The sequence below is a fragment of the Gracilimonas sp. BCB1 genome, from assembly GCF_040117685.2.
GTDB lineage: Bacteria > Bacteroidota > Rhodothermia > Balneolales > Balneolaceae > Gracilimonas.
Map to the genome: position 1 here is coordinate 140,036 of NZ_JBEDYP020000014.1, position 13,952 is coordinate 153,987.

The 13,952-nt window shown below is 45.8% G+C and carries 11 protein-coding genes and 1 pseudogene; 6 read left to right on the forward strand and 6 right to left on the reverse strand.

What is annotated here, in order from left to right; genetic code table 11:
• Positions 1–32 precede the first annotated feature (32 nt).
• The 6 genes from ABFW99_RS11400 to ABFW99_RS11425 all read left to right on the forward strand — a co-directional run bounded on the left by ABFW99_RS11400 (position 33) and on the right by ABFW99_RS11425 (position 5,621).
• Positions 33–995: an isoaspartyl peptidase/L-asparaginase family protein gene (locus ABFW99_RS11400; protein ID WP_349354144.1), complete on the forward strand. Its 963-nt coding sequence runs from the start codon at positions 33–35 to the stop codon at positions 993–995.
• Between the two features lie 10 nt (positions 996–1,005).
• Positions 1,006–2,532: a sodium:solute symporter gene (locus tag ABFW99_RS11405; RefSeq protein WP_349354145.1), complete on the forward strand. Its 1,527-nt coding sequence runs from the start codon at positions 1,006–1,008 to the stop codon at positions 2,530–2,532.
• Complete coding sequence (locus ABFW99_RS11410) at positions 2,525–2,992, forward strand: nuclear transport factor 2 family protein (protein WP_349354146.1); 468 nt, start codon at positions 2,525–2,527, stop codon at positions 2,990–2,992. The genes ABFW99_RS11405 and ABFW99_RS11410 overlap by 8 nt, the downstream gene beginning before the upstream one ends.
• A gap of 63 nt (positions 2,993–3,055) precedes the next feature.
• Entirely contained in the window at positions 3,056–3,730 is a 675-nt protein-coding gene (locus ABFW99_RS11415) for an FAD-binding oxidoreductase (protein WP_349354147.1), read from the forward strand.
• Between the two features lie 155 nt (positions 3,731–3,885).
• Positions 3,886–4,809 (forward strand): aminotransferase class IV, encoded by a 924-nt coding sequence (locus tag ABFW99_RS11420; RefSeq protein ID WP_349354148.1) that lies wholly within the window; start codon positions 3,886–3,888, stop codon positions 4,807–4,809.
• Between the two features lie 83 nt (positions 4,810–4,892).
• On the forward strand, positions 4,893–5,621 hold the full coding sequence (locus ABFW99_RS11425; RefSeq protein WP_349354149.1) for a sulfotransferase family protein: 729 nt from the start codon (positions 4,893–4,895) through the stop codon (positions 5,619–5,621).
• Between the two features lie 125 nt (positions 5,622–5,746).
• On the opposite strand, the gene ABFW99_RS11430 is transcribed toward ABFW99_RS11425, so the two are convergent.
• The 6 genes and pseudogenes from ABFW99_RS11430 to uvrA form a co-directional block, all read right to left on the reverse strand.
• Entirely contained in the window at positions 5,747–7,021 is a 1,275-nt protein-coding gene (locus tag ABFW99_RS11430; RefSeq protein WP_349354150.1) for an adenylosuccinate synthase, read from the reverse strand.
• 61 nt (positions 7,022–7,082) lie between these two features.
• The gene (locus tag ABFW99_RS11435) at positions 7,083–7,424 is read right to left on the reverse strand and encodes an STAS domain-containing protein (protein ID WP_349354151.1); all 342 of its coding nucleotides are present in this window, start codon (positions 7,422–7,424) and stop codon (positions 7,083–7,085) included.
• A gap of 21 nt (positions 7,425–7,445) precedes the next feature.
• Positions 7,446–8,357: a protein translocase subunit SecF gene (secF, locus tag ABFW99_RS11440; RefSeq protein ID WP_349354152.1), complete on the reverse strand. Its 912-nt coding sequence runs from the start codon at positions 8,355–8,357 to the stop codon at positions 7,446–7,448.
• A gap of 40 nt (positions 8,358–8,397) precedes the next feature.
• Positions 8,398–10,212, reverse strand: a complete 1,815-nt coding sequence (gene secD / locus ABFW99_RS11445) for a protein translocase subunit SecD (RefSeq protein ID WP_349354153.1) — start codon at positions 10,210–10,212, stop codon at positions 8,398–8,400.
• Positions 10,213–10,339: 127 nt separating this feature from the next.
• The gene (locus ABFW99_RS11450) at positions 10,340–10,894 is read right to left on the reverse strand and encodes a hypothetical protein (protein ID WP_349354154.1); all 555 of its coding nucleotides are present in this window, start codon (positions 10,892–10,894) and stop codon (positions 10,340–10,342) included.
• Positions 10,895–10,957: 63 nt separating this feature from the next.
• A pseudogene (gene uvrA / locus ABFW99_RS11455) lies at positions 10,958–13,796 on the reverse strand (excinuclease ABC subunit UvrA).
• Positions 13,797–13,952: the final 156 nt, after the last annotated feature.

Here is a 13,952-nt window from a genome sequence, read left to right on the forward strand (position 1 = left end):
GAGAGCAGGTTGCACCCCTCAATGGAGATAACATGTTCAACAGAAAAGATTTTTTAAAGACTACAGCCCTGGGGTTGCTTCCACTCAGTGTTTTAAAGTCTAAATCCGGCTCGGTTCAAACCGGAAAAAAGCCGGTGGTGGTTTCTACCTGGAAAACCGGAGTGAGGGCAAATGAAGCGGCCTGGAAGATTTTAGAAAAAGGTGGCTATGCCCTTGATGCTGTGGAAGCCGGGGTAAAAGTGGAAGAGGCAAATCCAAAAAATAGTACGGTGGGGTATGGAGGGCGCCCCGACAGAGAGGGTAAGGTAACCCTTGATGCCTGTGTAATGGATGAGAACGGAGACTGTGGATCGGTAGCTTTCCTGCAGGATATCAAACACCCGGTATCGGTGGCCCGAAAAGTAATGACGGACACTCCCCATGCTATGCTGGTGGGAGAAGGAGCCCTGCAATTTGCTCTGTCTCAGGGGTTTAAGAAAGAAAACCTGCTTACACCTGCTGCAGAAAAAGCATGGAAGAAATGGCTGGAGACCTCGAAGTATAACCTTGAAGTCAACATTGAAAACCACGACACCATTGGAATGCTTGCTCTCGATAAGGATGGCAGGCTCTGTGGGGCTTGTACAACCAGTGGTGCGGCTTTTAAGATGCACGGACGTGTTGGTGATTCCCCAATAATAGGAGCCGGCCTGTTTATCGACCCCAAAACAGGCGGGGCTGTTGCAACCGGAGCGGGAGAAGAGGTAATCAAAACGGCGGGCTGCCATTTGGTTGTTGAAATGATGCGTGCGGGTCATTCTCCGGAAGAAGCCTGTAAAATAGCCGTTCAGCGAATTATTGAAAGAGATCACACAAACAAGAAAGATACACAGGTTGGATATGTAGCTCTGAATAAAGATGGTGTTTATGGCGGGTACAGCATCGTTAAAGGCTTTGATGTTTCGGTTTACAACGAAGATGGAAACAGGGCAGAATCCACTTCTCATCTAATCTGACCAAAGTTGTATGCAATTTTCTGTTATCGATTACATTGTTATTGTTGTTTACCTGGTCGGGGTAGCTTTTTTAGGGTTGAAATCATCCGGAAAGCAAACTTCCAATAAAGACTATTTTTTAGGAGGTGACGGTATTCCGTGGTGGGCAGTGCTGTTCTCCATCGTAGCTACTGAAACAAGCACCCTTACCTTTATCAGTATTCCGGCGGTGGCTTATGGAGGGAACCTGACCTTCCTGCAAATAACGGTGGGATATGTCATTGGCAGGATCGGTGTGGCGTTGTTTTTTCTCCCCAAATACTATGAGGGCGAACTGTTCACGGCTTATACCTTTCTTGAAAAGCGATTCGGTGCCGGTATGCGCAATGCGGCTAGTTCCACCTTTATGGTTACCCGCCTGCTAGCTGATGGAGTTCGGTTGTTTGCTACAGCCATTCCACTTGCCATTATTCTGCGTTTGGGTGGTGCTTTTTCAGGCTGGGGAGACCTTGAGCTCTACATTCTTTCCATTTGCGTGATTACGGCCATAACGCTTGTTTATACATTCTTTGGAGGCATTAAAGCGGTGGTCTGGATGGATTTTGTGCAGATGATGGTGTACATAGGTGGAGCAGTTATTGCGGTAGGTGTTTTGTTGGGGAACTTGCCAGCCGGGTTCGAACTACCTTCCGAAAAGCTTCAACTTGTCAATCTCGGTTTTGACATGAACTTCAAAGAGTTCATCGCTCAACCCTATACCTTAATTACAGCTCTTGTGGGAGGAGCGGTGTTTTCCCTGGCTTCTCATGGAACCGATCAGCTGCTGGTGCAACGGGTACTGGCTACCCGGAATCTCAAATCCGGACAAAAGGCGATGATCTGGAGCGGGATTTTAGCCATGCTTCAGTTTGCTCTTTTTATGGGGATCGGACTGTTGCTTTTTAAGTTTTATGAAGGGGTGGCAGCCTCAGAAATGGGGTTGGCTACAACCGATGAAGTATTTGCTAAATTCATTGTAGAGCAGCTACCGGTAGGGGTTTCAGGACTTATTGTGGCTGCCTTGTTTGCAGCTGCTATGAGCAGTCTGAGCTCCTCGCTGAACTCACTCGCTTCTTCCACCACCTACGATTTGTATAAACCCTACTTTGGAAAGAACAATACTGAAGCCGAAGACCTGTCTATCTCCCGCAAAATTACAATGGGCTGGGGGATAATTCTCACAGCATCGGCTATTTTCTTTGCCATACTACAGCTTCAGGGAGGGGAGCGTCCGGCAATTGTGGAATTGGGGCTCGGGATAGCATCCTATACCTACGGTGGATTATTGGGTGCATTTTTGCTGGGGATGTTTTTCAGCAAACCCGACAAAACAGATGCATTAATTGGCTTTTTCTGTGGGTTGATTGCCTTGCTTTTCATGGTTCAGGGGCCTATCCAAAACCTGCTTCCCGGAGATGGCCTGGCCATTGCCTGGCCATTATACACACTGGTAGGAAGCTTTATAGTGGTAACCACGGGTTTAATTTCAGCTATACTACGAGGGTCAAATCATGCATAAGAATCAAAAACTGATAACCCGATTCTACACCGCTTTTCAAAATCGGGATGCTGAAACCATGATGAAGTGCTATCATGAACATGCATCTTTTAAAGACCCGGTGTTTGAGCTGGAGTCAAAAGAAGAAATTGATGCCATGTGGACCATGTTATGTGCCAGGGCAAAAGAATTTGATCTCAGCTTTCACTCGGTTCAGGCCAATGAGTTAAGGGGTTCAGCCCACTGGGAGGCTTCCTATCTTTTTTCTTCAACCGGAAGGAAAGTCCATAACAAAATTACCGCTCACTTTGAGTTTCAGGACGGGTTGATTGCGGGGCATCTCGATGAGTTTAATTTCTGGAAATGGTCAGCAATGGCATTAGGTATGCCGGGATATGTATTGGGATGGACCCCATTGTTGCAAAAGAAAGTCCAGGCCGAAGCCATGAAAAACCTGAAGCTATTTCAAAGCAACCAATAAGTATAGCGAATGTTTTTAAGGCCATAATTGTAATTACTATCGAAGATTAAAAAAGATAGAATTATGGCACATACACTGAAGATTAAAGACATTCAAAACGTAACGCACGACGTTAAAAAATTTACACTTGATAAGCCCGGGGGATTCACATTCGAGCCCGGCCAGGCTACTGAAGTGGCTATCGATAAGGACGGCTGGCGTGACGAGAAACGACCGTTCACCTTTACTTCACTCAATGAAGACCCAGACCTCGAGTTTGTGATTAAAATCTATCCGGATCACGATGGGGTTACCGAGCAGCTTGGGAAGTTGAAAGTTGGAGATTCGCTGATTGTGGACGAAGCCTGGGGAACTATTCAATATAAAGGTGAAGGTGTGTTCCTGGCTGGTGGAGCTGGTGTTACCCCATTCATTGCGATCTTCAGAGATTTACATAAGAAAGGGAAGGTGGGTAATAACAAGCTCATTTTTTCCAATAAAACGGAAAAAGATATCATCCTGAAAGACGAGTTTGAAAATATGCTGGGTGATAATTTTGTAAATGCCATTACAGATGAAGAACCTTCCGGAGATCACCTGTTTCTGGATGGCTTTATCGATAAGGAATTTCTGGAGTCTCAAATCGATGACTTCAATCAGCCATTCTACGTTTGTGGCCCCATGCCTTTCAATGAAGCCGTGATGGGTTACCTTAAAGAACTGGGAGCCGATCCTGATGCCCTCGTTTTTGAAGAATAAGTAATTTACCCAACTACCGGAATTTTAAGAAGGTATTACGTGCAGCGAACGAGCTGAAGAACCGGAAAAACCGTCTCACAACACCTTTAAAATCGAAATTCGCAACCGAGCGTTATATTTCTTTTATTTGAGGGCAATCATTATTGAATAAAAGCATGACGCACGGCACACATAATGCGGTTTATGATCCGCGAAACGAAGATGTACTTATCTATATAAACGGGGAGTTGTTTCCCCGCAACGAAGCTAACATATCTGTTTTTGACAGCGGATATTTAGTGGGTGATGGCGTTTGGGAAGGATTTCGCCTGCACAAAGGAGTATTGGTGTTTCTGAAAGAACATTATGACCGGCTGTTTCAGGGAGCCAAGACGGTGGGTATGAATTTGGGCATGAGCCGTGATGAGATCACCAAGGCCATCTGGAAAACACTGGATGCCAACGATATGAAAGATGGTGTACACGTGCGTCTTATGTTTACCCGGGGGATCAAGAAAACCCCATCACAGGACCCACGCCTGACCATATCAGGACCAAATCTTGTAATTATCGCAGAATATAAGAAAGCTGACCCGGAGAGCCGGGACAAAGGAGTGACCTTATTCACCAGTACCATTCGCCGGGGTTCACCCGACTATCTTGACCCACGGCTCAACTGCCATAGTAAGATCCATGAAGTGCAGGCTCTGGTTCAAGCCCTGGAAGCCGGCGCTGATGAAGCTTTAATGCTGGATATCAATGGCTTTGTTTCTACCTGTAACGCTACCAACTTTTTTATGGTGAAAGGCGGAGAAGTATGGACATCGACCGGGCAGTATTGCATGAATGGAATTACCCGTGGCAAAGTGATTGAAGTTTGTGAACAATCAGGAATCCCATGCTATCAGAAAAATTTTTCCTTATTTGACGTTTATGGAGCAGATGAAGCTTTCGTAACCGGCAGCTTTGGAGGGCTTACTCCGGTAACGGAAATAGATGGACGAATGATTTCTGAATCTGTTCCGGGCACGATGACTCAGCGTCTTCAAAAGCTCTATGAGCAGGCTATTGAGGAGCAAGTGAATGAAGTTAAAGTATAATTTATTAAAAAAGATATAGGTCGTCCGCAGAGTAGGATCAATTGTGAAGGATCGGACCGACCGCTAAAGTAAAAAACGGAGAAATGTTAAAGACAAAACGAATTTGTTTGTGGAGCGGTCCACGTAATATCTCAACAGCACTTATGTATTCATTCGCCCAGCGCGAAGATACCACGGTTTTTGATGAGCCCTTGTATGCTCATTACCTGGCAAATACGGACGCCAAAAATTACCATCCGGGTGCTGATGAAGTGCTTAAAAGTCAGGAGAATGACGGGCAAAAAGTGGTGGATGAAATTTTCATGGCCGATTATGACATGCCGATCGCTTTCTTTAAGAATATGACCCATCATTTAGTAAATCTGGATTGGAGCTTTCTTGAAGAAACGATTAACGTAATTCTGACTCGCCCACCGAAGGATATGCTGCCATCGTATGCCAAACAGGTTAAAAACCCAACTATGCAGGATGTAGGCTATGCCAAGCATCTCGAAGTTGTGAAGTATCTGGATAACATTGGCAAGAAGCCGCTCATTGTTGATTCGAAAGATATTCTGCAATATCCGCAATCCCGCCTTCGGGAGTTATGCGGAACGCTGGGTATTCCTTTTGATGAGGCCATGCTGAAATGGCCGGCCGGACCCCGAAAAGAAGATGGGGTATGGGCTAAGTATTGGTACCACAATGTGCATCGGTCAACCGGATTCAGAGCTTATAAATCAAAGAATGATCCTTTCCCTGAAGAACTGGAAGACCTGCTGGAAGAGTGTCAGGAAGCCTATGATGAGCTGCTGGAGTACGCCGGGAAGTAATCAATCAACCCCGTTAAGTTATCGCAGGCATTGACTTGCGATCTCCTAACGATAGTTAAGATAGATGGGTTAAAAAGATCCCGGCTTGGGGCCGGGATGACATTAGACACAAAGATTGAATTGTTCTAAAGCACGATCGTTTCGGTGCGCTTCGGTCCGGTGGAAATGATCGTAAATTTCACTCCAAGATATTCTTCAATAAAGTGAATATATGATTGAGCAGTTGCCGGAAGGTCGTCCCAGTTTGTGATACCTTCGATTGAGTTTTTCCATCCCGGAAGGGCTGTGTACACCGGTTCCACTTCCCGAATGTCATCAAGGCAGAGCGGGAACACGTCTGTTTCTTCCCCGTTCAATTTGTATCCGGTACACACTTTGATTTCCTCAAAACCATCCATCACATCCATTTTGGTGAGTGTGAGTTCGTTAATGCCGTTCAGCTGAACCACATATTTCAGGGCTACCAAATCGAGCCAGCCACAGCGGCGTGGGCGCCCGGTGGTGGCACCGAATTCAGCTCCTTTTTTACGCAACTCTTCGCCGGTTTCGCCCAGCAGTTCCGTTGGAAAAGGACCATTTCCTACACGGGTGCAATAAGCTTTGGTGATTCCCATCACTTTATTCAAAGCCGTGGGGGGAATGCCCGAACCGGTGCAAGCTCCACCTGAAGTAGGAGAGGAGGAGGTGACGTATGGATAGGTTCCATGGTCCACATCCAGCATGGTACCCTGTGCGCCTTCAAGTAAAATGGATTTATTATCCCTGATTCCTTCATGCAGCATATTGGTGGTGTTGCAGATAAACGGTTCCAGGGTTTGGATGGCATCTTCCAACTCGGCCATCAGTTCTTCTGTGTTGAGCGTGGGTTCCTTATACAGATTTTCCAGCGCAAAATTGATGTCTTTAAGATTCTGCTCAATCTTCTCTCTAAGGATTTGACGATCCAGCAGATCAACCATGCGGATACCCACACGGGATACTTTGCTGACATAGGCAGGGCCGATTCCACGACCAGTGGTACCGATGGCATCCCCGCCACGCCGTTTTTCTTTAAGCTGATCAAGGAGCTTGTGGTAGGGAAGGATAACATGGGCTGTTTGACTTATGTGGAATCGTCCTTCGAGGCTGAAGCCCATTTCTTGAACGCCTTTAATTTCTTCCACTAAAGCGATAGGATCGATAACTACCCCATTTCCGATCACACAATTGGCATCTCCGTTAAAAATCCCGGATGGAATAAGGTGAAGAACTACTTTTTTATCGTCGAATTTAAGGGTGTGTCCGGCATTAGCACCGCCCTGGAAACGAACTACGTAGTCGGCTTTGCTGCTGAGAAGGTCAACAATCTTACCTTTACCCTCATCACCCCATTGTGCTCCAATAACAACTCTTGTACTCATAATCAGTTCAATAAAAAAGGGGTGCGGAACACCCCTCTGTATTCAGTTTTAATTTAGGATATCACTCTTCAAATGATTCAGCGGCTTCTTCAACAGACTTAAAGTGTTTGAACACCGTGATCAGTTTTGTGACAATCAACAGGCTTTCGATCTTATCGGTTGCATTAGCAATTCTAAGATCACCACCGGCTTTACGCATGGTGGTCAGAGCTCCAATCAACATGCCAAGCCCGGATGAATTCATGAATTTCACTTTGCCAAGATCAACCACAATGTTGGTTTTATCACTGTCGATGAGTTCATGCAATTTTTCATTCAGACTAACCGCATCAGGGCCACCCATAACGTTCCCTTTGAATTCGATAACAACGCTGTTGTAGCGTTCTGATGTATTAAAGCTCATAGATTTCCTGTTGTTTTATTTTTAAGATTTTTTTGTACGTGCTTCGAGTTCAACGACCAACGAGCTGGCTACAAATAGTGAACTGTATGTACCAAGTACAATACCGATTAAGAGGGCAAAAGAAAAGCCTTTCAACACCTCACCGCCGAAAATAAACAGCACAGCTACCACAAACAAGGTGGTAATAGAAGTTATGACAGTACGGCTTAGGGTATCATTCAGGCTTTTATTCACCATCGGCATGAAGTCCATTCCTTTGTGCACGTTGGAGTTCTCCCGGATACGGTCAAATACAACTACCGTATCGTTTAATGAATAACCCACGATGGTGAGGAAGGCTGCAATAATGGCCTGATCAACCTGAAGGCTGAATGGAACCAAATCGGCCATTATGGTGAATATACCCAATACAATAACCACATCGTGAATCAGTGCAGCTACAGCTCCGGCCGAGAACGTCCAGTTCCGGAAACGGATGAGGATGTAGATGAAGATGATTACGATAGCATAGATAACGGCCTGCAATGCTCCGGATTTCAAATCCTCGGCAAAACGCGGACCTACTACATCGGTTTTAATCACCGTGAATGGGTTATCGGGATAGAGCTCCGTCATCGAGGAGGTAATTATTTGTTGTACCTCACTGATGGGTTGCTCATTGTCGGTACGGATAAGGATTTCACTTTCAGAGCCGAACAATTTCAGTTCCGGCGTGGCCCCAAGGGGCTCGGAAAGATCAGATCTCATGTCAACTACGCTTACCGGACTCTCAAAATCCAGGACGAACTCCTTACCGCCTTTAAAGTCGATACCATACTGGAGTCCTTTTGTAAGAATTGCTCCAAGCGAAGCGAGGAATAGAATAGCCGAGAAAATATAGGCTGCCTTCCGTGCTCCGTTAAAGTCAAAATTAGGGGTTTCAAACCATCTCATAATATTATTCCTTTTGTCGTTTTAAATTTCTTTTTACTGATTAACCGAAGCTTACAGCAGATTTTTTGGCCTGTGTCAGGTAATCAACAACTACCCGTGTAATCACAATAGCACTAAACAATGATGCTACAATACCGGCCATCAGTGTAACCGCAAAACCTTTAATGGGGCCAACTCCAAAACTGAAGAGAATGATAGCCACAAAGAAGGTGGTTACGTTGGCATCTACAATGGCACTCATGGCGTTGGCATAACCTGCTTCAATAGATGCTTTGAGTGTTTTTCCGGTTCGCTGCTCTTCCCTGATCCGGTCAAATATCAGCACGTTGGCATCCACCGCCATACCAATTGTCAGTACAATACCGGCAATACCCGGCAGAGTAAGGGTAGCTTTGAATGCCGCCAGAATACCGAGGATGAAAATAATGTTGAGCAGCAGTGCGAGATCTGCAATTCCACCACCGGTGCGGTAATAGATAATCATGAAGATGGCTACAATACCTAATCCAAACAGGATGGAGTTTAAACCGGCCTGAATAGATTCAGCACCAAGAGTGGCACCAACGGTACGCTCTTCAAGAATTTCCAATGGAGCAGGCAGAGCACCTGAAAGCAGGATGTTCACCAAATCCTCGGCTTCTTCCACACCATCTAATCCTGTGATGGATGAACGACCGTTGGAAATTTTGGTATTTACATTCGGGTAAGAGAATACGAATCCATCCAGAACTATAGCTACCGGCTTTCCAATATTTGCACCTGTAATGCGGCCCCATTTACGGGCGCCTTCGCTGTTCATAGTCATAGAAACTTCGGGCACGTTGGTAGCAGGATCAAATTGTACACTTGCTGCCTCAATTACGTCTCCGGTCAGCTCTACTTGTGTTCGCACACCAATCAGTTGATAAAGTTCAGAACCGCCCTGGCCTTGAAGGGGGTTGGCACTCCACATCATGGTGGTGCTTCTCGGCATCATGCGCTGAATTTCTTCTGTAGTCAGAAGGTCCATCACCCGAGCTGTATCTTCAGGTGTTGCCAGGCCAACGAGGTACGGGCTTTGTGGAGGTATCAGTACTTCTTCTAAAGGGTTGAATTGACCAGAAGCAACTGAATCGGCTGTGTCAGAATTAGCAGTGTAGTTATCATAGTACTCATACACTGAGTTTACAAAAGCGCGGAATTCCTGAGCATCAGCCGCCAGCCGGAACTCAAGACGGGCTGTCCCTTTCAGAAGGCTTCTTACACGTTCTTTGTCTTCCACTCCGGGAAGCTCAACGACGATACGGTTATTACCCTGCTTCACGATAGAAGGCTCCGTTACGCCGTAACGGTCAACACGGGTTCGAATAATTTCGATGGCCCGGTCAAGAGCTGACTGTCGTTGGGTTTTGAGGAATGTCGCTATCTCATCGTTAGTAGAGCGACGGGTGATGTCCATGGCGTCATTGCGGTAGTACCGGCTGAGGCGGGCATCGGGATCACGTGATTCGAATTCAGCAACCATCTCGTCGATGAAGTCGGAATCGTTTTCGAGCGATCGTTCAGCAGCTACATCAATCACGTCATTCAGAAGCTGATCGGCATTCTCGCCGGCCAGTTCTCTTATCAATTGAGGCACACCCACTTCAAGAGTTACGTGCATACCACCCTGAAGGTCAAGTCCCAGGGAAAGGGTATTGGTACGAAGATCTTCCAGCTTTTGCTGTTCTTCTTCCTGGTACTGAGCTCGTTCAGAAGGACTGAGCTCTTCCATATAGTTCTGTTCTAACGACCATACTACTGTTGGGTAGAGGTAATAAATTGTAAGGGCCAGAAAAGCCACGATACAACCGATTTTAAATCCGTTTCCTTGCATAATTTCGTTATTTGTAAATTAGTAATTAGTTAATTGTGGCTCTAAGAGATAATAAAGGAGCCGATTTCTTAAAAAAAGGTGGGAGTTATTGTTATTCAAAAAACGAATAACAAGTAACCTAAAATGGCTAAGGCGCGCCGATAGCGGTGCCGCCGGAAAGGGGGGAGATATTAAAGTTATATTGGCTGACAGACTGCTGCTCAAATTTTTCCACAGCATGTGAAAAAGTAAATGCTTGCTGTTCTGTAACCATTTTGCCATAAAAGGCTAACCCATCAACAGGTAAAACGGAATGAGGTTGAGCCTGCTTAATAAAAACAGCTTTGCCCATTCCGGAAGATGAATTCTGAAAAGCGTTCCATTCCTTCAGCAGAACACGAAATACTTCACTTTCGTCTTTGGATTGTGCATCCAAAGAAAATTGAAAGTCGTCGGGATGAGCTTTAACCAAAGCGGATGCCTGACGAATCACAGATTCCAGTTCATCGGTGCCGGAGGAAAGTTTTTTAAGCTGGTCTACTACCGATGTATTATCACCGGACTTTAAATTAGATTTCAGCCACGAGGTAAACGCATCCTGTTCTGCATGGTCGCTTACCGGTTTCATGAAATAGAAAACCATACCGGCAAGCAGCAGGCCAACGCTAAGCGATCGGGTGATATGTGTTCTGAAAAAGTTCATTCAGACTCAAAATATAATCAACAAATACCCCATTGTGAAAGTAAAAGTTGAAAAGAAATGAAGCTATGCCGGTTGTTTGCTCAGTCGCACAAATTCCTGCTTCAAAAATTGACCGGTGTAGGATTTTTCTACTTCAGCAACATCTTCCGGAGTACCGGTCGCGATGATCTCACCACCTCCGGCTCCGCCTTCCGGGCCGAGGTCTATAATCCAGTCGGCTGCTTTGATGAGATCCAGGTTGTGCTCAATCACCATCACGGTATTCCCTTTTTCAACCAGCTGTTGTATTACGTTTACAAGCATGCGTACATCCTGGAAGTGAAGTCCGGTTGTAGGCTCATCCATCACATAGAGTGTATCACCGGTCCCAACCTTGGAGAGCTCCCTGGCCAGCTTAATGCGTTGAGCCTCACCCCCGGATAATGTGGTGGAAGATTGACCAAGAGTAAGATATCCGAGCCCAACATCTACTAAGGTTTCCAGTTTGCGGCTGATGGCAGGCTGTGCATCAAAAAACTCAGCGGCATCTTTGATAGGCATTTTCAATACATCCGAGATGTTTTTGCCTTTGTAATAAATTTCGAGCGTTTCCCGGTTGTAGCGTTTCCCATTACAGGTTTCACAGGTTACATACACATCAGGCAGGAAGTTCATTTCGATTTTACGGACACCATCCCCACCACATTCTTCGCATCGTCCACCTTTTACGTTAAAGGAGAATCGGCCCTGATCATAACCCCGGATTTTTGACTCCGGTAGCTCGGCAAACAATCGGCGAATGTAGTCAAATACTTTGGTGTAAGTTCCCGGATTGGAGCGTGGTGTTCGGCCAATCGGGCTTTGGTCAATGGAGATAATCTTATCCACATTGTCGATGCCTTCAATGCCGTCGTAAGTAAGTGGAACCGTTTTTGATTTGTAGAAATAATTAGAAAGAATTGGCACCAGTGTTTGGTTAATCAAAGAACTTTTGCCGCTTCCACTCACACCGGTTACGCAAATGAACTTGCCAAGAGGAACTTCCAGGTCCTGGTTTTTTAGGTTATGTCCCCGGGCATTGGTCACTTTAATGGATTTGTCGTTTCCATTACGACGGATTTCGGGCATTTCAATCACTTCCTCATCGTTCAGGAATTTTGCCGTGCTGGATTCCGGGTCGAGCTCATCCGGCTTGCCGGCCGTTACAATGTGCCCCCCATTAACGCCTGCACCGGGACCAAGATCCGCCACAAAGTCAGCATGCTCGATGGTTTCGCGGTCGTGTTCTACCACAATTACGCTGTTTCCAAGGTCGCGAAGGGTTTCTAAGGATTTTATCAGTTTGATATTATCGCGCTGGTGGAGACCGATGCTTGGCTCATCCAAAATATAGAGTACACCCACCAGTTGGGTTCCTATTTGAGTGGCCAGTCGTATTCGTTGAGCCTCACCCCCACTCAGCGTTTGCGCTTCTCTGTCAAGGCTAAGATAGTTCAGCCCAACATTTAGCAGGAAGTCGAGCCGGTCACGGATCTCCTTTAATACCTGATTTCCGATAATCTGCTGGCGTTCATTAAGGTTAATTCCATATAGCGTGTCGCGCAGCTCCTGAATATCCTTTTGCACAAGGTCATGAATAGTGTGCCCGTCAATTTTATAAGAGAGGGCTTCTTTGTTGAGCCGGCCACCATCACATTCAGGGCAGGTAACCTTGTCCATAAAGGCTTTGGCTTTATCCCGCTGTTTATTGGATTTACTATTGTGATACTGATCAATAATGGTATTCCGTAAGCCTTCAAACTTGTGCTTGTACGTCACCGAGTTGTCTTTAAAATCGTAGCTGACAGAGAACTTCTTATCTCCGCTGCCATTCATCAGGACATCTATCAGCTCTTCAGGATAATCCTTTATGGGTGTTTCAAAATCCAGGTCAAAAGAATCCAGGATAGCTTTTAGCTGCTTGAACACGAAAATATCGCGGGGTGCACCCAGAAAACGAATTCCGCCATCAGCAATACTTTGGTCTTTATTGGGAACGAGCAAATCCCAGCTTACATCATAAGTATATCCAAGTCCTTCACACTCTTTACAATTTCCATAGGGAGAGTTGAAGGAAAACAGGGTTCGGAGCAGGATCTTCATAAGCGAGTCCGCTTTCGGGATCGAACAGTTTCTGGGAGAACAGTCGGTCTGTAGTTTCTTCTCCGTCTTTGATGGCAAGGATCACATTTCCATCGGCCATTTCCAAAGCCAGCCGAATGCTGTCGGCTATGCGTTTCTCGCTTTTTTCTGAGATCACGAACCGGTCAACCACAATCTCAATATTGTGGGTTTTATAGCGATCAAGTTTCATATCGTCTTCCAGATCTTTAAACTCGCCGTCAATTCTGGCCTGCACAAACCCCTGCTTTATGGTTTGTTCAAATAACTCCCGATAGTGCCCTTTTCTACCACGTACCACCGGAGCCAGGCAATAGGCTTTGGTTCCTTCAGTCATATCCATAACGGCCTGCACCACCTGGTCGGCCGACTGTTTTTTCATCTCATTCCCGGTTTTGTAGGAGTAGGGAATACCAACGCGGGCGTAGAGCAGGCGGAGGAAGTCATAAATTTCAGTGACCGTACCTACGGTAGAGCGCGGATTTCGATTGGTGGTTTTTTGATCGATAGATATAACAGGAGAGAGGCCGTCAATAAAATCTACGGCAGGGCGTTCCATCATCCCCAAAAACTGGCGTGCATAAGCGGAAAGAGATTCCAGAAACCGTCGCTGCCCTTCAGCATAAATAGTATCAAAAGCCAGCGATGATTTCCCCGAACCCGAAAGCCCGGTAATCACGACCAATTGGTCGCGGGGAATGTCTATGTCAATATTTTTGAGGTTGTGTTCGCGGGCGCCGCGTACTACAATATTATGTTGCAAAGTCTCTCGTGTTTTTAGATTTCAGAACTTTGAAAAATACAAAACAGAGGCCGGAATTCCTTCATTCCTTTTTTAAAAACATTTGAATGAAATGTTGAAGCAAAGCCAGATATAGAATTTGGGGAGTGAATTTTGCTAATTACCGTGAAATAGAAA